Origin of the sequence: Arthrobacter sp. EpRS71, from assembly GCF_001512285.1 — a bacterium.
Lineage (GTDB): Bacteria > Actinomycetota > Actinomycetes > Actinomycetales > Micrococcaceae > Arthrobacter.
In genome coordinates this window covers 283,237-301,753 of the sequence record NZ_LNUV01000006.1, presented here as the reverse complement: position 1 = coordinate 301,753, position 18,517 = coordinate 283,237, and the positions used below count along the sequence as shown (strand labels likewise).

Sequence of the window (18,517 nt, the reverse complement as noted above, 5' to 3'; positions counted from 1 at the left end):
GTGGACACGCCGTGCAGCGGGCGCGTTGAGGGCATTTCGCGGCCAAAGTGGGTGGCGGGGGCACGCAAACCCCTGGCGCGCAGACGCAAAGGAGTCGTCCCGCGAGAGTTACAGCAACACTGGATCACCCCCGCGACAGCGAAAGCGCCCGCCCTTACCGGACAGGCGCTTTCAGCTGCGTGATGCTTAGATCGAGTATTCCGGAGCGGCCCAAACGATAACTTCGGGGTGCTCGTAGAAACGGTAGCCTTGGCCGCGGACCGTGCGGACGGTGTTGGCGAGGCGGCCGAGCTTGGAGCGGAGGCGGCGGATGTGGACGTCAATGGTGCGCTCGTTGGGTACCTCTTCGGCGTTGCGCCACAGGCCTTCAAGCAGTTCATCGCGGCCCACGGTGCGGGTGCCGTTTTCCACGAGGTAGTTGAGGAGTTCGAATTCCTTGAACGTCAGGTTCAGGGATTCGCCGTCCAGGTGCACTTCGCGGCGTGCGAGGTCAATCAGCACACCGGAGGGGCGGGATTCCTGCTGGGGCGCGGGGCGGGCAGCTTCGGTGCGCTGGCGTGCGGCGACGGTGGGGTCGCCGAAGGTGGAACGCACGACGTCGAGTGCTGAGCCGGGTGCCCCGGCGGGGGCAACTGCGACGGCGGCGTAGCTCTCCGCGCCGGTCACGAGGGACTGAGCGTAGGCCCGGATTTCCTGGGCGAGCTTGGCGATGGACGTTCCTGCGGCGGCTGCGGTGTCTTCGTCAATACCCATGTAGAGGACGAATCCGCGGGCCACGTTGTCGTTGGCAACGGGGCGGAGTTTATCCGACTGCGCAATCACGGGAGTGGGCGCGGTCATGGGTGCCGGCTCTGCCGTGGGGACAGCGCGCAACTGGCCATAGGAGTTGGGGTTGTAGCCCTGCGGTACGTAACCGGGAGCCTGCTGACCGGCCCCTTGCGGCGCCGGAGAGTATCCGGGGCGGTTACCGAAGCCGGGGCGAAGCCCTGCGTTCGATGCGGCCTTATTGGCGTTACGGACGGAGATGTGGACGTATCCAGATGCAACTGACATGGAGTGCTTACCTCAAAAGTGAATAGCCGTCATCGCGGCTTCGAATGCTGGTTGTCCCCGCAATGAGTTTGGGGAGGGGCGCCCAACGCTGGGCTAGGGGGCGAATGCCTGAAACTTCTTGGGGTGGAAAGTTAGGCTTGCATTCGACAACAGCGGTCATCATGGCCAGCGGGTGTGCTGGGCCAGGTTGCTGCGGCTGCAGGTGCTGTTGAGTTCTTGTTCACATTGGAAGTGTGCAACGTAACAATGGCAACACGCAAGTAACAAAGCGCCGAACCGTCCACATTTTGAGACACAGAGGTCTATTGTGCCGCAAATCACAATTCAGCCGTGGGTATAAATGAATGGCATTTCATTCGGTCGCAACGAGAAATATTCGCCTTCAAGTGAATATTATTCGGCAGATCGGGCATGATGTGCACCGTCCTTCCCGGGAAGCGCCGCGCAGCGGAATCTCACGATCTGAAACATTTGCTGTCCAATCGCGGAAAGCCTCCGCCAACAAATTTTCCTGAAAAATCTGCTACAAGCTGTAGAAACTGACGCCGAGGCGCCTCAGGTTCAGCCCCGGAAGGGGTGTCCTGTTTCTCCCTCCTCGCTAGTGTTGACTTCACAGCGTCCTCACAGGACCGGCAAAGCGCTGGCTAACCAGCAGAACGGAGAGTTGTCCCATGGCCTCCTCGCACTCCATGACCAACAACCTCCCCCAGCTGTCCCACCCGGACGGCTCCCCGATCCGCGCCCTGGTGGTGGACGACGAACCAAGCCTCGCCGAGCTCATGAGCATGGGCCTGCGGATGGCGGGGTGGTCCGTGGCCGTGGCTGGCGACGGACCCGAGGCGGTGAAGCTTGCAAAGGACTTCCGCCCTGACGTGCTGGTCCTGGACGTCATGCTCCCGGGCTTCGACGGCGTGGAGGTCCTCAACCGCATCCGCACCTTCGCCCCGGAAGTTCCGGCACTGTTCCTCACGGCCAAGGATGCCGTGCAGGACCGGATCGTTGGACTCGCCGCCGGTGGTGACGATTACGTCACCAAACCGTTCAGCATGGAAGAAGTCCTCCTTCGCCTCCATCGCCTGGTCCAGCGTTCCGGGGTGGCCGCCATGGACACTGCCGAGCTGGTGGTGGGTGATCTCACCTTGAACGTGGACACCCGCGAAGTCACCCGGGCCGGCGAGGACATCCCGCTCACTGCCACGCAGTTTGAGCTTTTGCGCTACCTCATGGAGAACCCCAAACGGGTGGTCAGCAAAGCCCAGATCCTTGACCGCGTGTGGGACTACGACTTCGGTGGCCAGGCCAACATTGTGGAGCTCTACATCTCCTACCTGCGCAAGAAGATCGAAGCCAACCATCCGCCCATGATCCACACCATTCGTGGCGCCGGATACGTCATCAAGCCAGCGGACTAGGCGTTGAGCACGCTTTCAGGAGTGGCCAGAAGCTCAGGAATCCCGCAGCGCAGCTGGCTCAACCCGTCCACCTGGCATTTGCGCACCCGGCTGGTCCTGGTGGCAATGGCCCTGTTGGTAGCTATTTGTGGAGCTGTCGGCATAGTCAGCTACGCATCCATGGACATGGTTTTTAACAAGCAGCTCGACAGGCAATTGGAGCAGGCGTCCAGCCGCGCGAATGACTTCGGCAGGCCGCCGTCGAACTTTCCTACGAACCCCTCCGGAAGGCCTGACCCGCTGGAGGCGCGCGGCCAGGCGGCGGGAACGCTCAATGCGAGGATCGATGGATCCACCGTGAGAAGTTCTGGGCTGATCGACGCCCAAGGCAACCGCGTTTCACTCTCCGCAGCGGACGAGCAAGTCCTGTTGTCGCTCCCCAAGGACAGCCTTCCCGTGGATCGGTCCCTGTCCAACGGCGATTACAGGCTGGTGGCAGTGGACACCAACGGCGACGTGATCGTGACAGGTTTGCCTCTGGCGGACAAGCAAAGCGCCGAGGCTTCGCTGGTGTGGACCATGGTGCTGGTTTCGTTGGGCGGATTGGTGCTGATCGGACTCGCGGGCACAGTGATTATCCGGCGGACCATGCGCCCGCTGGAGCAGCTCTCCGAAGTAGCCACCAAGGTTTCACGCTTACCCCTCGACGCCGGTGAGGTGGCACTTGCGGTGCGCGTACCGGCGTCGGCCGCTCATCCCGGAACGGAAGTGGGCAGCGTTGGCCATGCTTTGAACCTGATGCTGAACAACGTCTCCAACGCACTGGAGGCACGGCAGGAAAGCGAAACCAAGGTGCGCCAGTTCGTCGCTGATGCATCGCACGAGCTCCGCACACCGCTCACCGCAATCCGTGGCTATACCGAGTTGCTGAGGATGACCGAGACTTTCACCGATGACGGCCGTAAATCACTGGCAAGGGTCCAAAGCCAATCCGAACGCATGACCACCTTGGTGGAGGATCTTCTGTTGTTGGCCAGGCTGGACGAGGGCCAGCCCGTGAAGGTCGAGGACGTGGACCTTACCCAGCTGGTGATCGAAACCGTCAGTGACGAAAAAGTCATGGCACCGGACCACATCTGGCAACTCCAGCTCCCCGATGAACCTGTGACGGTCCGCGGCGATGCAACACAACTGCACCAGGTGCTGGCCAATCTCCTGTCCAATGCGCGCAAACACACCGACCGCGGCACCACGGTGGTCACGGGCGTCATGCTCTCCGCCGACGGCAGCGCCGTGGTCACCGTGACGGACAACGGACCGGGCATTCCGGACGATTTTCAGGGCCGGATTTTCTCCCGGTTTGCCCGCGCTGACGCTGCAAGATCGGGCTCCGAAGGCACCTCCGGGCTGGGCCTTTCGATTGTGGATTCGATTGTTGCCGCCCATGGTGGCACCGTGGAAGTGACCTCCCGGCCGGGGCGTACCGAGTTCGCCCTGAGACTTCCCACGGTGAGCACAGGAGAAGTTCAGTCAAGCCTGCAAGGCGACTCACCGACGTCGTGATCTCTGTTACCTAAATGTGACTTCTCGGGAAACCTCCTGTACCGTCGAAAGGGTGGGTCGCCCCAAGCAGGCCCACATCCGGGATGCGCCGAGCTCTGCCACTTCCCGGAGTCCGTTCTTTCTCCGAGGCAGAGACGGGGGACCCAGAGTCTCCGGACCCAGGCATTTTGCCGGTCCTTGGGGTGAAGCCGCAGCGTGATGCGCGGCCGGATGACCTCATCCGAACCCGACAGCTAACTCCGCAGGCGCTGAGAGGTAATCACATGTCTGAATTTAACGATCAGACGCGCCCTTCCGCGCGTCACCGCGACGAACACAACGCCCCGTTGACCAAGTCGCAGGCTGTCCTCAAGAACGCTGCCCGCCAGGGCAAGTCCGGCCACCGCATGTCAGTTGTAGCCGGTGTTGTAGCGGCCGCACTGGGCGTTGCATCGCTCGGAACCGCCGCAAACGCCGCACTGACCCTCCCTGAGGCGAGCCGCGTCGCCGGCACCCAGGCCGCCGCGCAGGTCAGCACCAACAAGTCAGCCGAAATCTCCGCTTCCCTCGATGCTGCCGCCGCCAAGGGCGCAGCCGACCGGGCTGCCGCGGACAAGGCAGCTGCTGAGAAGGCCGCCGCCGAGAAGGCTGCCGCTGACCAGGCAGCAGCCGCGCAGGCCGCCGCCGAGAAGGCCGCCGCGGACCAAGCCGCAGCTGAAAAGGCCGCCGCTGACGCTGCTGCCAAGCAAGCCGCCGACGCCGCTGCTGCCGCCGCCGCCGCGGAAGCTGCCGCTGCTGCTGCCGCCCCGAAAGCTGTTGACGACCCCGCTGCTGCCAAGGCCTACGCCGCGAGCATCCTGGGCAACTACGGCTGGAGCGCTGCCGAGATGACCGCCCTGAACACCCTGTGGGAGAAGGAATCCAATTGGAGGACCACTGCCACGAACGCTTCGAGTGGCGCCTACGGAATCGTCCAGTCCCTGCCGGCCGGAAAGATGGCCTCAGCTGGTGCTGACTGGCAGACCAACTACCAGACCCAGATCAAGTGGGGCCTGAACTACATCAAGGAGCGCTACGGATCCCCGTCCGCCGCTCTGGGCTTCCACTTGGCCAACAACTGGTACTAAGCCAGACTGCTTCATTGCCGCGCCCGTTGCCGCCGTTCGCACCAGTACCCACTGGAGCGGATGGCGGGAACGGGCGCGGCTTTTGCCGTTTCACAGGCGCGGCCCATGGTTCACAGGTGCTCCCCCGTTTCACAGGCGCGGCCCATGGTTCACAGTGGGGTCACAGCTTCCGCCTAAAGCCCGCATATTCGGCGGCGCCATTCTGGAAGCATGACGCTTACAGATCCCCGGCCGGCACTCCACCAGCAGCTGCAGCGCTCCCCCGTGGACACACGCTCGCTGGCTCCCGTCCTGGACATCGCCATCCCCGTGTCCAATCAGGAAACCCGACTGGAAGGGCAGCTGCGCGGGCTCCACGGGCACCTCATGGACACGTTTCCGCACACTTTCCGGATCACCGTGGCGGACAACGCCAGCACGGACAGCACCCTGAGGATCGCCGAACGCCTGGCGAGGGAGCTCCCGGAGATCAAGGTGGTCCATCTTGATCACAAGGGCCGCGGAAACTCGCTCCGCCGGGTGTGGCTTTCCTCTCCTTCTCCCCTGCTTGCTTACGTGGACCTGGACTTGCCCCTGGACCTTTCGGCCGTGGCACCTCTTGTGGCCCCGCTGATCTCCGGCCACTCGGACCTCGCCGTGGGCACACGGCTGGCAAGAGGTGCGCAGGGCAGGTTCAGCCACCGCCGCGGCCTCGTTGCGCGCGCCTACAATGTTCTGCTGCGCGTGCTCACCGGGGCACGCTTCTCCGATGCGGAATGCGGCTTCAAAGCCATACGTGCCGATGTCGCCCATAAGTTGCTCCCCCACACCGGCGATGACGCATGGTTCTTTGATACCGAACTGCTGATCATCGCCGAACGCTGTGCTCTGCGCATTCATGAGGTCCCCCTCGACTGGACCGACGATCCCGACTCGGGCGTCGACGTCGTACGCACCTTCCTGACCGACCTCAAAAGGCTGGCGAAACTGACCAGGAAGCTGCACCGCGGGACAATCCCCATCGACGGGCTACGCGCCGAGCTGGGCCGCGGAGCTCAGCGGCGCTGACCTCCGCCTGACCTCCCGCTGGTCTCTGCCTGGAACGCTACGCCTCCGGTTCGGCCTTCACCGCACCACGGACCGCTGCAATGGACGCGGCGACATCGCCGGCATCAGTGGTCCAGTTGCTCACCGAGATCCGCAGGATTTCCCGGCCGCGCCACGACGAACCGGACATCCACACAGCCCCCTCCGCCATGAGGCGCTGGGTGACACGGTGCGTGCGATCGTCGCTGCCGAAGCTCACCGAAACCTGCGTGAACACGACGTCGTTGAGCACCTCCACGCCAGGGATCGCGGACAGCCCTTCAGCCAAGGCCCGGGCGTTTGCCGCCAGGCGGTCCACCATGGAGATCACGCCGTCCCGGCCCAGTTGCCTGAGTGCGGCCCACACTGGAATGCCACGGGCACGGCGCGACATTTCCGGGACCTTCTCGAAAGGATCCCCCGGTCCGGCATCCGTGGCAATGAGATAACTCGTGTGCACGCTGAAGGCGCGCCGCAAGGCTTCCGGGCGCGCGACGATCGCCAGGCCACAGTCGTAGGGGACGTTGAGGGTTTTATGCGCGTCCGTTGCCCACGAATCGGCATCCTCCACACCGGCCAACCGGGCACGCAGCGTCGGGCTCACAGCAGCCCACAAACCAAAGGCGCCGTCCACATGGACCCACGCTCCACGATCATGGGCCACAGCTATGGCTTCCGCCATGGGGTCAAAGGCCCCCGAGTGGAGGTTGCCCGCTTGCAGGCAAACCAACGATGGGCCGGGTTGCTCATCCATCGCCTGGGCCAGGGCATCGGGGAAGATCCGGCCTTCGTCGTCGGCATCTACCGGAACGCATGCGCCCAAGCCGAGGTATCGCAACGCCAGATCCACTGCGGCGTGCCGTTCCCGGCCCGCGAAGGTTGTGATGCGCGGCGCGCCACTGAGGCCGAGGGCCTGGAGGTCCCAGCCTGCCTCGTCCATCAGGTACTGGCGCCCCGCCGCGAGCCCCACGAAATTAGCTGTGGTGGCGCCCGTGGTAAATCCGACGTCGGCTGTTGAGGGCAGGTGGAGAAGGTCCAGGAGCCAGGCAGCGGCAGATTCCTCGATGGCTGCCGCCGCAGGAGTGGCAAACCTGAGCCCCGTGTTCTGGTCCCACGCGGAGACCAGCCAATCGGCGGCCATGGCAGCGGGCAGAGTTCCGCCCATGACCCACCCAAAGAATCGCCCGGACTGGATCGCCATGAGTCCGGGTTCAGCAAGTGCGGCGAGCTCATCAACTACTTCTGCCGCATCAGTGGCCCCGTCGGGGAGACGCGCCAGGATGCTCCCGGCTACCTGGTCGGCGTCAGTGGAAGGGCGGACGGAACGTGTGGGAACAGACGCCAGCCAATCACCGGCGTGGACCATGGCCCGCTCCAATGCAGCACCGTACGCCTCCGGCATCGCAGACATGCGCACAGCCTACGCCCGGTTCAGCGCTTGGAACAGCCTGAAATGGGTTGGGAAGAAAGTGGGCGACGCGTTGCCTCAGCAGCCCAGCGCAACTAGAGGGTGAGCGTCAGGAGGTGCCCGCCGTCGTCGTCCTTCACTGCGGTGACCGTCACTGCCGAGTAATCCGGGATCTGCCACATCCCCGGCTCCAGTTCCGCATTGTGCGTGGCAGCGGCCTTGCCCACCACAACGGTCCGCATCCCCGCGGCACGGGCTGCAGCAATGCCTGCGGGTGCGTCTTCGAAAACCACGACGTCGGCAGGGTCGGCTCCCAGGAGCGCCGCCGCCTTCAGATAGCCCTCCGGGTGCGGCTTTCCCCGGGTGACCGACTCGGCGGTGACCGCGGTGGATGGCATGGCGAGCCCCGCCGCCTGCATGCGGATCTCGGCAAGAATCCGGTCCGCGGAGGTGACCAAGGCGATGGCCTCATCAGGAAGTGCCGCCAGCAGGGCCTCTGCCCCGGGGAGGGCGATCACCCCATCGGTCCGGGAACGCTCCATCTGGCCGAGCTCAGCGGTGAGGGCTTCAAAGTCTGAACCGGCAGGGGCGTACCGGCGAACAGTATCCCCCGCCTGGACGCCGTGGGACGTACGCAGGATCTCGTCGAAATCCAGGCCGTACCGCTGGCTGAACTCGAGCCACACTTGCTCAACGATCGCCGTCGAATCCACCAGAGTGCCGTCCATGTCGAAGAGAACGGCACGGACGGTCAGCACTGTGGATTGGGAGGCGGGTTCAGTGTGGGCGGCAGGATCGGCAGGATGGCTCATGGTTCCATCCTGCCGCACGCTCCTGGGGTGGCGCCGAAGTGTGACTTAGCCGTTGGGCCGCTGCGGCAGGTACTGCACCGCCCATTTATTGCCGTCAGGGTCCGCGAAATAGACGAAGTGACCCCAATCCTGGACGTCGATCTCGCTGACGTCCACGCCGTTGAACTTGAGGTGCTCGTGCGCCTTGTTGATGTCCGCCACCACCACTTGGAGGTTGGGAGCCGACCCCGGAGGGGCGTCAGTGAGACCCTCACCTATAGCGATGGAACACGCCGAGCCCGGAGGTGTCAGCTGCACGAAGCGGATGCCGTCCATGGGACGCTCATCGAAATCGGCGTTGAAACCAACCTTGTTGACGTAGAAATCCTTCGCACGGTCGACGTCGGAGACAGGGACAAACACCAGTTCAAGTTTCCAGTCCATGCGCCACAGGCTAACGAAGCCCGATGAAAACCGGTAGGGGGCTTTCTTAACCCGCTACGCCGTAGAGGCGGTCTCCGGCGTCGCCCAGGCCAGGCACGATGTACGACTTCTCGTTGAGCTTCTCGTCAATCGAGGCCAGGACGATCTTCACGTTGGCGTCGGAAAGCTCTTCCTCCAGCTTGGACAATCCCTCCGGAGCGGCCAGCAGGCAGATGCACGTCACGTCCGAGGCGCCACGCTTGAAGAGGAACTTGATGGCCTCGCGCAGGGTGCCACCAGTAGCGAGCATGGGGTCAAGGACGAAGATCTGGCGGCCGGTGAGGTCCTCGGGGAGGCGCTCGGCGTAGGTGATGATGTCCAGCGTTTCTTCGTCGCGGGCCATGCCCAGGAAGCCGACCTCGGCAGTGGGGACCAGCTTGGTCATGCCCTCCAGCATGCCAAGGCCCGCGCGCAGGATGGGGACCACCAGCGGAGTGGGCTTGGTGAAGGCCGTGCCAATGGTGGTGGTGACGGGGGTTTCGATCTCTACTGGCTGCGTCTTGACCTCGCGGGTGGCTTCATAGGCCAGGAGGGTGACGAGTTCTTCAGTGAGTTGCCGGAAGACCGGTGAAGGGGTGTTCTTATCCCGCAGAACGGTGAGCTTGTGAGCGACCAGCGGGTGGTCCACGACGAGTGTGCGCATCCCCCAAAACTATCATTGAGACATGAGCGCCACCGAGCCGTATCACGCAGACCACATGGCCTGGATGGGCCTTGCCCTGAACGAAGCCCGGTTGGCGTTGAAAACTGACGACGTCCCCATTGGTGCCGTGGTGTTGGGGCCCGACGGCGGCGTGCTGGGTTCCGGACGCAACGAACGGGAAGCGCACGGGGACCCGACCGCCCACGCCGAGGTTGTGGCGATTCGCCAGGCCGCTGCTTCGTTGCGTCAGCGCGCTCAGGATTCCGGTGCCTGCAATGACGGCTGGCGGCTTCAGGACTGCACCCTGGTGGTCACCCTTGAGCCCTGCGCCATGTGCGCCGGGGCCATTGTCCTGGCCCGGATTCCCCGCGTTGTTTTTGGTGCGTGGGATGAGAAGGCAGGTGCGGTGGGCTCAGTGTTCGATATCCTCCGCGAGCGCCGCCTCAACCACTGGGTGGAGGTGTACGCCGGGGTTCGCGAGGAAGAATGCGCAGCCTTGCTGAAGGACTTTTTCGCAACGCACCGGGTGCCTGGAGGAGAGCAGCGCCCGGCCTGACCCATTCTTACAGGGAGCAATCCATGTCAGTCTCGTTCAACCACACCATCGTTACCCCACGGACAAACACGTTCCGCCGAATTCCTGGCCCGCATCTTGGGGTTTCCGAAGCCGCAAGCCATGTGGGCGTTCGTCACCGTGCCGTTGGACAACGGGGGCACCCTGGACTTCCTGGAGTCGGCAGGGGCGATCGCGCCACAGCATTACACCTGCCCGTTCCCGCGCGCGGCAGTTCAAGCACAATGACGGCGGCCGTGGAATGTACTTCTGTGATCCTGACGGGCATTTTCTCGAGGCCATCACGCGGCCGGACGGTTCGGGCTGGTTCCGACCGTTTTGCCCACGCGGCCGGCGGCTGAGCTTAGACTGGCCCATGCTCGAAAAATCGTGGGGGGCACTTTGTCTTGCTGGCGTGGTGGTCGCCGGCACGTTGACGGGATGCGGACAGCAAGCTTGTGACTCGATGCTTCGCCGCACTGACGTGAGTATGGATTTTTCCCGGCTCGGCACGTCGTGGGAAAACCTGGAGTACACCGTCAACTGTCCGGGTCAGGAATCGTGCGTGTACACCCCGGACACTGACACCAAGCGCCACGCCGCGGTGGCCGACAACCCCCTATGGATTGCCCACGGCACAAAAACCATGGAAGTAACGGTCTACCTCACGGGCTCCTCCACGCCCCTGGCTAAGACAACGGACGAGCTGGAGTGGGATCCTCCGTTCGATCCTTCTGCCTGCTCGACTACTGCTACAGCAAACTTTGTGGTTTAGCCTGCGTCCGGTGTGGCCAGGGCCTTCAGGACAGTGGCGGCCGTGGTGTCCCAGCCGCTGAGGTGTTCGCGGGCTCGGAGGGCGTTGCTGCGCCAGGCGTCCTGGAGGGCTGGATCGGTGAGCCAGGTCCTTAGCGTGGTGGTCAGGGTGCCTTCCTGCGTGAGGTCCAGCGCGGCGCCGGCCTCTGTGTGGCCGAGGGCTTCCACAGCACCGGTCCCCTGCCGCACGAGCACCGGGACGCAATGAGCCAACGACTCCGTGACCACCATGCCGAAACTCTCGGAGCGCGAGAGAAGGACGCTGAGGTCCGCTTTATGCCATTCCCCGTGGAGCGCCTCGCCGGTCAGTTCTCCCGTTACCTTGATGCGGTTCTCCAGTCCGTAATGCTCGACGGCGGCCCTCACCTCGGCTGCATACCTCGCGTCAGCGTTCTCCGAACCGATGAGTGCTGCGGACCATTCCACGTCCTGCAGGGTGGCCAGGCACTCCACGAGTTCGAGTTGGCTCTTGTTGGGAAGCAACGCCGCGACGGCGACTATATGCGGTGGTTGCGATCCCTCGGCGACGTCTGCCTTGTCGGCCCCGGGCGCGGCGATGACCATCCTCTGCGTCCCATGCCTCGTCTCGAGCTCAGCCGCTGCATGGGCGCTGGGGCAGATGATTCCCGTGGCGGCAGCCAACGCCTTGGCCTCAAGATCGGGGTGGTCCGCCAACGCCATGTGGGACAGTATCCACACCTGGGTTCCGGCGTTGATCGCACCGGAGATCTCGTCCGGAGCCCCACTCGCTACCAGCCCATCGGCAATCACTGGTGTGCCGCCGTCGAGCATGTCAGCGAAGCGCTGCCGGTCCGCGAGGCTGCCAACCGGCCAGTCGCCGTCGACCGTTACTGTTTCAACGTCGACGCCCAAAGCGGACAGGTGCCCGGCGAGCTTGGCGTTGTACTTGTTGCCGCCGGAGCCGTGCCGGACGTTCCCCGGGACCAGGAAGCGGATGCGCACTTACTTACCGGGTTACTTGACCGGGAGCTCCAGCGAATAGCCTGCCCAAGCGTCAGGGTTTTCGCGGAGGACCACGTCAATGCCGGTGAGGGCCGGACCATCCGCGGTGTCCTGGATGTGGGCAGCCATGGCGTCGGCAATGTGCTTCGCGAGCGCCTCCGTGGTGGAGAGTTTGCCCTTGAAGGCGGGGTGCTCGTCCAGGTTCTTGTAGTTCAGGTCGGCGAGCACCTCCTCAAGAATGCCGCCGGCGGCGCCGATGTCCAGGACGATCGCGTCGTCGTTAACATTGGGCCGGCGGAAGGTGACCTCGGCCACGAACGTGGCGCCGTGCAGGCCCTGTGCCGGGCCGAAAGCTTCGCGGGGAAGGCTGTGGGCGATCATGAAGTGGCGTCGGACGGTCAGGCTGAACATGTATTAATCCTCCGGCTGGGGGTAGGCGACCACGTGGCAGAAACCGCCAGGCCGCTCGAACAATTTTGTCAGTGTTGTGGGCAGGTTCCGGAACAAGCATTCACTGGTGAGGAAGGTGTCGAAGAGCGGATCCTTCAGCTCGATGGCCGCCTGCTCAAGGCGCTGGGCGTTCGTTCGCCGGTGCCTGCGTGGGAGGGCGACAGCGCCCACTTGGCTAGAGCGGATGTTGAGCCGTCTGGCGTGGAAATCCTCCCCGAGCGGCAGGGTGACTTCCTTGTCCGCGAACCAGGAAAGTTCGATCACGTCGGAATCGTCGCCGGCCAGTTGCAGGCTCAGCTTGAGACCCTCGTTGGAGGCAGAGCAATGGAAGACGATGTCGTTGTCGCTTTTTGCATTCTCTGGTTCGACGAAGTCGACGTTGATGGTTTCTGCCAGCTTCCGCTTCTCCGGATCCGCATCCACCAACTGCAGGCGGCCCAACGGATACTTCCGCAGGAGCGTCGCCAAGACGCCACCCACCAAACCACCACCGACGACGGCGACACGATCTCCCAGCCTCGGTCCGGCTTCCCACAGCGCATTAATGGCCACCTCAACGATGCCCGTGAGAACGGCACGTTTCGCAGGGACTTCATCGGGGATGGCTGTCAGTTGGTCTGTAGGGATGACGTAGAGGTCCTGGTGTGGGTGCAAGGTGAAGACCGTTTTCCCCCGCCATTCCTCCGGTCCTTCTTCCACAATCCCGACGTTCAGGTAGCCGTACTTCACCGGGCCCGGGAAGTCGCCTTCCTGGTGCGGGGCCTGCATCAGGTCAGCTACCCGCTCCGGGACGCGGCCTTCGTGGACCACGCGCTCCGTGCCCCGGCTGACGCCTGAGTACAGGGTCCTGACGAGGGCTTCGCCTTCTTGGGGTTTGGCGATGGTCTCGGAGCGCAGTTCACCGTCGCCCGTCTCGGTTACCCAGTAGGCGTGGGCTTCGTGTTCTTGTTCGTGTTCCTGCGAAATCGTCATGATGCTTACGAATCTATCGGTGCGGACCTGTGGACGGAAGTTGGCGTAGATTGATGGGTCCGCCGCCCGCTTTTTGGGTTGGTGCAGAGGGGCTCGTTTTTGGGAACCGGGCCAATCTCGGGTAGCCTATTTCAGTTGGTGACGTGTCCGAGCGGCCGAAGGTGCAACACTCGAAATGTTGTTTGGTGTAAAAGCCAACGTGGGTTCAAATCCCACCGTCACCGCGTAGAGTAACCCCGTAGATCGCAGTATCTACGGGGTTTTTCTCTATCCAGAATCGGGCGTGTTGGCCCAAACCCCGAATTTGTTAGCCGAGACGTTAGGGGCAGAAGTGGCCAGCATCAGAACGAAACAGCTTGCGAAGGGCCGAGTTTCGTACACGGTCACTTGGAGGGACCCCGAAACGGGTATCGAGTCAAGGGTTTTTTACGACTTCGACAAGGCCAAAGACCTAAAGGCGTTTCTTGATGCGAACAGCAACAGCTTCAGCCTGGCGAACCAAGCCAAGGGGAAAACCAAATCTGAGGCGCCGACAGTCGCCCAGGCCATCGCCTCCCACATCGACCAGCTCGGCGGAGACGTTGAACCAGGCACCAAGGGCACATATCGGGGCATGATCCCCATCTACTTCCCGGCGTCTGGGATCGGCTCTCTACCCATTGACCAGCTGACAGTTAGCCATGTCCGAAACTGGTTTGACGGCATCGACCGAGCCCCCAAGACGAAGAAGAACGTTCATGCTCTGCTGTCCGCCACGTTGCGCACGGAACTAAAAGCAGCGGCACCATTCGTAACATCCAACGTCGCAGAGGGCATCCGGACCCCCAAGTCCACGAAGCGGACAAAGGATCCTGTATTCATGACCAGGGCTGAGATCGAGGCTCTCATAGAAGCGATGCCCTCGGAGTCCTACAAACGCATGGTTGACCTCGTTGCCTATACCGGACTGCGTTTCGGTGAAGTGACAGCGCTCCACGGCCGTCACGTTCGGCGTTACAGGGGTCGCGTGCAAATCAATGTCCGCGAAGCCTGGAAGAGGCATGCCGGCCGCGGCGCCGGCCAGCCCCTCGGGGCGCCGAAGACCCAAAAGGGCACCCGGACCATTACGTTGGGCGCGAAGGCCGCAGAACGCTTCGAGCCGTGGCTCCAAAATATCGCAGACGACGAACTCATTTTCACCGTGCCCTCAACCGGGACGCACATCACAAGCTCGTACTTTGGACGCAAGGTGTGGAACCCTGCCGTTGAAATGCTGATGGATGAGTCCAGTGGCCAGAAACGGCGTCTGCACGCCCGACCAACCCCGCACGACCTCCGGCACACTCATGCATCAATGCTGATCGAGCAAGGCGTTGATCTGGTCGTCATACAGGAGAGGTTAGGCCACGAGTCCATCACGACTACCGTGGGCACCTATGGGCACCTCAGGATTGATGCCGACGCCAACGCGGCCGACTCGCTGGACTGATGTCAATGGACACTTGAGTGCCCAATGGAGCGCACAATAGGCCCCCTCCCACCTGTGCATGCCCAAATCAACCCACGCATGCGTAGAAATACCCACAATTCGGACATTTCGCGCACGTATACATATACTTAACCCACAGCCTGTGGATAACCCAGCGAGTCCACACTATGGGAGGGGCTGCACAAATGATTGATGTCTTTGACGTATCCGGTTCTCTGCTTAGCCATGCCCGGAACGAGTCCATGAGTCCGCTAAAGCTACAGAAGCTGGCTTTCTACTCATTCGGCTGGTACGCGCATCTCACAGGCGAGAAGCTGTTCCACGACCGGTTCTACGCTATGCAGTACGGGCCCGTAGTTTCCCCGCTGCTTACCGCGCACAGCTCCACGAACAGCGTCAGCAAGGCTGAACTCGAGTCCTACCAAGGATGCTCCTTGGACATCGCTGACGACTACGCTGCTGCCGTCGTGGACGCAGTGTGGGCAGCATACGGGGAATTTAACCACAGCCAATTGATTGAGATGACGCACTGCGAAACGCCATGGGATCTGGCGTGGAACAAGCGGCGCCCTGCGGGTGCGCGCAGAAGTGACTTGAGCTCCGACGAAATCGTGGACTACTTCCAAGCTAAGACAGAAGCTTCTTACGCCTTTTCAGGCCGAGTGTTCGATGTTCCAGTGCTGGCACTGCTTCCCAGTCGGCGTGAAACGAGCGTCTCTGAAATATGGCTCCACGCCATGGATACATCAGAGTCCGCAATCCCGGTTGAGCATGCGCAACGGGCGGCAGAACTCCGCCGCAAGTTCCTGATCAGCGCATAGTACCCCCGGTGGCACTAGAGGAAATAGGGCCCATGCGCCTTGTCCCGCTGGACGAAGCGCACGATCTCGACGCATTCGATTGTCGTCACGATGAGGGCATGAACGCCTGGCTCAAGACTCAGGCTATGGGTAACCAGAAACGAGACTTGTCACGGGTCTTCGTTCTGGTCTGCGCTAATGGCGTCGTCAGAGCGTTCTTCGCGATTTCTAGCCACTTCATCCAAAAGCACCAGGTCACAGCGAAGGATCGACGGTCCTTCAACGAGGATCTTCGGCCTGCCCAGCTATTGGGTCGTTTTGCGACCGACAACAGCGTCAAAGGTGGAGACGTGGGCGTCATGCTGATGGACTTGGTGTTCGAGAAGTACCTGGAGATCATCGAGCGTACGACCTGCGGATACCTGTGTCTCGACGCAAAAAACCCTTGGCTTGTGCAGTACTACGCTGAGAACTTTGGATTCAAAGCACCAGGAGGCGTTCCATCCGAGAGCGGCTCAACGTTCATGTATCTCAAGACGAGCGCCATACAGCAACGTTTTCTGCAGCCTGCGGAAGAACGAGAAGAGTCCGCTTAGTCAGTGGCCCCACTCCGAAAGGAGTGGGGCCACTTTGCTTTAAGCCACCCGCGCTGCAGCTACTCTCCGCAGTTCGTCCAGCTGCGTTCTGGTCATCATCTTCATGTACACCTCAAGGACGCTCGGGAGAACGCTGAGCGCTGCAGCTACCTCGCCGGTGCGTCGCTGCGTGCCGGCCGCTGAAAGTAGGTCCTCGTAGCGCAGCAGGCGATGAGCGGCCCAGCGATTGGCCAGGAGCTCTTGTTTTCCCGTCACGCCGACGTGCCCATAGTGGGCGTGACCAAGTTCATGCATCAAGGTGCAGCAGTATTGGATGTGCCCCAAACCCGGCCTGAGCGTCACTAGCCTGTGCTTGTGGTCGTAAACGCCCCACCATCCAGCCGGCACCGGTGCCGTCCGGATCCTTACCCCCATTTGCGCCGCAAGAACCCTAGGGTTCATGCGGTAGTTCGTCATGTCCAATATTGTCCTCACCCTTACTCGCAGCCAGATCATAGGCATCACGCTCTGACATTGTTGAATAGTCAGGATCAGACTGCGGCAGGAGGGCTGGTTCAATGAACAGGCTCATCTGCCCCTCAACCGGATCGTGCTGGTGGAGCTTCTCTGAAAGCTTGCCGAGCTGCACCTGTATTCGCTCGATGATGTCATCCGGAGTCGACTGCCTCAGGTGTTCTGATTCAGAGAGTTCCTCGGCGTAATCGATGACATCATCAGCTGTCACATAGCCTGCCTCAACGAGACCCTCAACCGGATTCAATCCATAGGCCAGGCATACTGCCACCACAGTCTCAGCAGTAGCGATGTTTCGGTTGAACGTACTTGGCGACTGATTCAAAGTCAGGGCCATCTGCCTCTTGGTCTCACCCGTAGCGTGTTCCAGCCATCGTGCTATTGATTCGCTCATGTTGTACATCATGTTTCATTTCTGACACACAAGCAAGCCGCATCACCAACATACTCGGATCATCGTGTTCCAAAACTGGAACAACTGCGTTTCAAAAACGAATCACAGTGTTGTAGTTATGAATCATGCGTGCCATCATTGAAACATCGCATTTCAGATACGAGTCATCAGGGGGTGACATGAAACAGAAGCTCAAAGTGCGCGATGGACTGATCCCGAGGCTGCGGGAGATGCACCGCCTCCCGTCCGAAGAGTCCCAAGCCCGACTCATGGGCGTAAGCCGCTCGACACTCCGGCGCATGGAATCGGGTGAACAGCCATCCGCCGATTTCATAGTCGCGATGTGCACCACTTACGACCTGGGTATCGGCGAAGCGTTCCAGATCGTCAGCACAGCAACTCACGAGAAGACCCTCAGCTACGCCAATAGCTGAGGGCCGGAGAATCCAATCGCCAGATAAGGAATCTAATGAACACCCTACAGAAGTTCAACTTCAACAGCCAGCAAGTTCGCACGTTGGTCATCGAGAGCGAACCCTGGTTCGTCCTTGCAGATCTTTGCGCCGTGCTTGAAATCCGCAATGTCGGCAACGTGGCTGCGCGCATCGACGAAGCTGCTGTCCGCCAGACGGATATCAGCTCTGGCGGCCAGCGCCGCAACGTCACAATCGTGAACGAATCCGGTATGTACGAAGTCGTCATCCGCTCAGACAAGGCCGAAGCCGTGAACTTCAGGCGCTGGATCACCGGTGAAGTTCTGCCAGCAATTCGCAAGACTGGCGCATACGGAACGGCACTTCCCCAAACCTACGCCGAAGCTCTCCGCGAGCTTGCAAGCTCAGTGGAGGCTACGGCAGCACTCGAAGCCAAGGTTGCCGCTGACGCCCCAAAGGTCTTGTTTGCGGACTCGGTTGCTACTTCGGAAACAACCATCCTCGTAGGTGACCTTGCCAAGATACTCCGCGGCAACGGTGTTGAGGTTGGAGCGAACCGGCTGTTTGCGCTGCTCCGAGAGGATGGCTACTTGATCCGCCGTCAAGGTACTGACTGGAACATGCCGACGCAGCGCTCCATGGAACTCGGACTATTCAAGGTCAAGGAAACTGCTGTCACCCACTCGGACGGTCATGTGACTGTATCCAAGACGCCCAAGGTCAGCGGAAAAGGTCAGACGTACTTCATCAACCGCTACTCGACTAGCAAGGATCTGGTGACGCAGTAATGACCGATACATCCGCGCCTGTTTTCCGAACACCAGAGGATGTCGCCCCAACACTTGGGATGACGAAGACAGAATTACGGCGCTACTGCCGAGAGTCTGGACATTGCACCAGGCTCAGCAAGAACCGCATAGTTCTCGACCAAGACAACATCGCTGCACTAGTGGCCTGGGTCAAAGCCCGTAAAGCTGCGCCTGTAACAACCGCCACTGGCGAAATCGACCATTTCGCCTAACGGCCCGCCATTTCTGGCACCCTTCGCCCGACCATCT

General features: G+C 61.8%; 21 protein-coding genes, 1 tRNA gene and 1 riboswitch. Of the genes, 12 read left to right on the top strand and 10 right to left on the bottom strand.

Going from position 1 to position 18,517, the window contains the following annotated elements; translation table 11 throughout:
- Positions 1 to 186: 186 nt before the first annotated feature.
- On the bottom strand, positions 187 to 1,053 hold the full coding sequence (locus AR689_RS11630) for a winged helix-turn-helix domain-containing protein (protein ID WP_024819583.1): 867 nt from the start codon (positions 1,051 to 1,053) through the stop codon (positions 187 to 189).
- 671 nt (positions 1,054 to 1,724) lie between these two features.
- Between AR689_RS11630 and AR689_RS11625 the strand changes: the two genes are divergently transcribed.
- The 4 genes from AR689_RS11625 to AR689_RS11610 all read left to right on the top strand — a co-directional run bounded on the left by AR689_RS11625 (position 1,725) and on the right by AR689_RS11610 (position 6,160).
- Complete coding sequence (locus AR689_RS11625) at positions 1,725 to 2,465, top strand: response regulator transcription factor (RefSeq protein WP_024819582.1); 741 nt, start codon at positions 1,725 to 1,727, stop codon at positions 2,463 to 2,465.
- A 3-nt stretch (positions 2,466 to 2,468) separates the two neighbouring features.
- Positions 2,469 to 4,007 (top strand): sensor histidine kinase, encoded by a 1,539-nt coding sequence (locus AR689_RS11620; protein WP_197412862.1) that lies wholly within the window; start codon positions 2,469 to 2,471, stop codon positions 4,005 to 4,007.
- A gap of 100 nt (positions 4,008 to 4,107) precedes the next feature.
- Positions 4,108 to 4,267: riboswitch (cyclic di-AMP (ydaO/yuaA leader) on the top strand.
- A gap of 3 nt (positions 4,268 to 4,270) precedes the next feature.
- Positions 4,271 to 5,113 (top strand): aggregation-promoting factor C-terminal-like domain-containing protein, encoded by an 843-nt coding sequence (locus AR689_RS11615; RefSeq protein WP_062070310.1) that lies wholly within the window; start codon positions 4,271 to 4,273, stop codon positions 5,111 to 5,113.
- Positions 5,114 to 5,323: 210 nt separating this feature from the next.
- Entirely contained in the window at positions 5,324 to 6,160 is an 837-nt protein-coding gene (locus AR689_RS11610; RefSeq protein ID WP_062070308.1) for a glycosyltransferase, read from the top strand.
- 37 nt (positions 6,161 to 6,197) lie between these two features.
- On the opposite strand, the gene AR689_RS11605 is transcribed toward AR689_RS11610, so the two are convergent.
- The 4 genes from AR689_RS11605 to upp all read right to left on the bottom strand — a co-directional run bounded on the left by AR689_RS11605 (position 6,198) and on the right by upp (position 9,503).
- Positions 6,198 to 7,589, bottom strand: a complete 1,392-nt coding sequence (locus tag AR689_RS11605; protein ID WP_062070306.1) for a pyridoxal phosphate-dependent decarboxylase family protein — start codon at positions 7,587 to 7,589, stop codon at positions 6,198 to 6,200.
- A gap of 92 nt (positions 7,590 to 7,681) precedes the next feature.
- The gene (locus AR689_RS11600; protein ID WP_062070304.1) at positions 7,682 to 8,398 is read right to left on the bottom strand and encodes an HAD-IA family hydrolase; all 717 of its coding nucleotides are present in this window, start codon (positions 8,396 to 8,398) and stop codon (positions 7,682 to 7,684) included.
- A 45-nt stretch (positions 8,399 to 8,443) separates the two neighbouring features.
- Positions 8,444 to 8,821, bottom strand: a complete 378-nt coding sequence (locus AR689_RS11595) for a VOC family protein (RefSeq protein WP_062070302.1) — start codon at positions 8,819 to 8,821, stop codon at positions 8,444 to 8,446.
- Between the two features lie 46 nt (positions 8,822 to 8,867).
- Positions 8,868 to 9,503: a uracil phosphoribosyltransferase gene (gene upp / locus AR689_RS11590; RefSeq protein ID WP_017198151.1), complete on the bottom strand. Its 636-nt coding sequence runs from the start codon at positions 9,501 to 9,503 to the stop codon at positions 8,868 to 8,870.
- A gap of 22 nt (positions 9,504 to 9,525) precedes the next feature.
- Between upp and AR689_RS11585 the strand changes: the two genes are divergently transcribed.
- Both AR689_RS11585 and AR689_RS23065 read left to right on the top strand, forming a co-directional pair.
- Entirely contained in the window at positions 9,526 to 10,059 is a 534-nt protein-coding gene (locus tag AR689_RS11585) for a nucleoside deaminase (RefSeq protein ID WP_062070301.1), read from the top strand.
- A gap of 562 nt (positions 10,060 to 10,621) precedes the next feature.
- Positions 10,622 to 10,831 carry a hypothetical protein gene (locus AR689_RS23065; RefSeq protein WP_231745497.1) on the top strand — a complete coding sequence of 70 codons (210 nt, stop codon included), beginning with the start codon at positions 10,622 to 10,624 and terminating at the stop codon, positions 10,829 to 10,831.
- On the opposite strand, the gene AR689_RS11575 is transcribed toward AR689_RS23065, so the two are convergent.
- Genes AR689_RS11575 through AR689_RS11565 form a run of 3 tightly spaced genes read right to left on the bottom strand, consistent with a single transcriptional unit; the run spans position 10,828 to position 13,254 of the window.
- Complete coding sequence (locus AR689_RS11575; RefSeq protein WP_231745496.1) at positions 10,828 to 11,832, bottom strand: glycosyltransferase family 4 protein; 1,005 nt, start codon at positions 11,830 to 11,832, stop codon at positions 10,828 to 10,830. The genes AR689_RS23065 and AR689_RS11575 overlap by 4 nt on opposite strands.
- Positions 11,833 to 11,844: 12 nt before the next feature.
- A complete protein-coding gene (locus AR689_RS11570; RefSeq protein ID WP_062070297.1) occupies positions 11,845 to 12,243 on the bottom strand; it encodes a 6-pyruvoyl trahydropterin synthase family protein in 399 nt (132 codons plus the stop codon).
- Positions 12,244 to 12,246: 3 nt separating this feature from the next.
- Complete coding sequence (locus tag AR689_RS11565; RefSeq protein ID WP_062070295.1) at positions 12,247 to 13,254, bottom strand: zinc-dependent alcohol dehydrogenase; 1,008 nt, start codon at positions 13,252 to 13,254, stop codon at positions 12,247 to 12,249.
- A 137-nt stretch (positions 13,255 to 13,391) separates the two neighbouring features.
- Between AR689_RS11565 and AR689_RS11560 the strand changes: the two genes are divergently transcribed.
- From AR689_RS11560 to AR689_RS11545, 4 genes are all read left to right on the top strand, one after another.
- Positions 13,392 to 13,478 (top strand) — tRNA-Ser (locus tag AR689_RS11560).
- A 107-nt stretch (positions 13,479 to 13,585) separates the two neighbouring features.
- Positions 13,586 to 14,722: a tyrosine-type recombinase/integrase gene (locus tag AR689_RS11555; RefSeq protein WP_156424588.1), complete on the top strand. Its 1,137-nt coding sequence runs from the start codon at positions 13,586 to 13,588 to the stop codon at positions 14,720 to 14,722.
- A gap of 185 nt (positions 14,723 to 14,907) precedes the next feature.
- Positions 14,908 to 15,543: a Panacea domain-containing protein gene (locus AR689_RS11550; protein ID WP_062070292.1), complete on the top strand. Its 636-nt coding sequence runs from the start codon at positions 14,908 to 14,910 to the stop codon at positions 15,541 to 15,543.
- A gap of 32 nt (positions 15,544 to 15,575) precedes the next feature.
- Complete coding sequence (locus AR689_RS11545) at positions 15,576 to 16,118, top strand: hypothetical protein (protein WP_062070290.1); 543 nt, start codon at positions 15,576 to 15,578, stop codon at positions 16,116 to 16,118.
- A 39-nt stretch (positions 16,119 to 16,157) separates the two neighbouring features.
- On the opposite strand, the gene AR689_RS11540 is transcribed toward AR689_RS11545, so the two are convergent.
- Entirely contained in the window at positions 16,158 to 16,532 is a 375-nt protein-coding gene (locus AR689_RS11540) for an ImmA/IrrE family metallo-endopeptidase (protein WP_062070288.1), read from the bottom strand.
- A 16-nt stretch (positions 16,533 to 16,548) separates the two neighbouring features.
- A complete protein-coding gene (locus tag AR689_RS11535; protein ID WP_156424586.1) occupies positions 16,549 to 17,037 on the bottom strand; it encodes a hypothetical protein in 489 nt (162 codons plus the stop codon).
- A 167-nt stretch (positions 17,038 to 17,204) separates the two neighbouring features.
- Between AR689_RS11535 and AR689_RS11530 the strand changes: the two genes are divergently transcribed.
- Complete coding sequence (locus AR689_RS11530; protein ID WP_197412860.1) at positions 17,205 to 17,459, top strand: helix-turn-helix transcriptional regulator; 255 nt, start codon at positions 17,205 to 17,207, stop codon at positions 17,457 to 17,459.
- Positions 17,460 to 17,494: 35 nt separating this feature from the next.
- Positions 17,495 to 18,247 (top strand): phage antirepressor, encoded by a 753-nt coding sequence (locus tag AR689_RS11525; RefSeq protein WP_062070282.1) that lies wholly within the window; start codon positions 17,495 to 17,497, stop codon positions 18,245 to 18,247.
- Positions 18,248 to 18,517 lie beyond the last annotated feature (270 nt).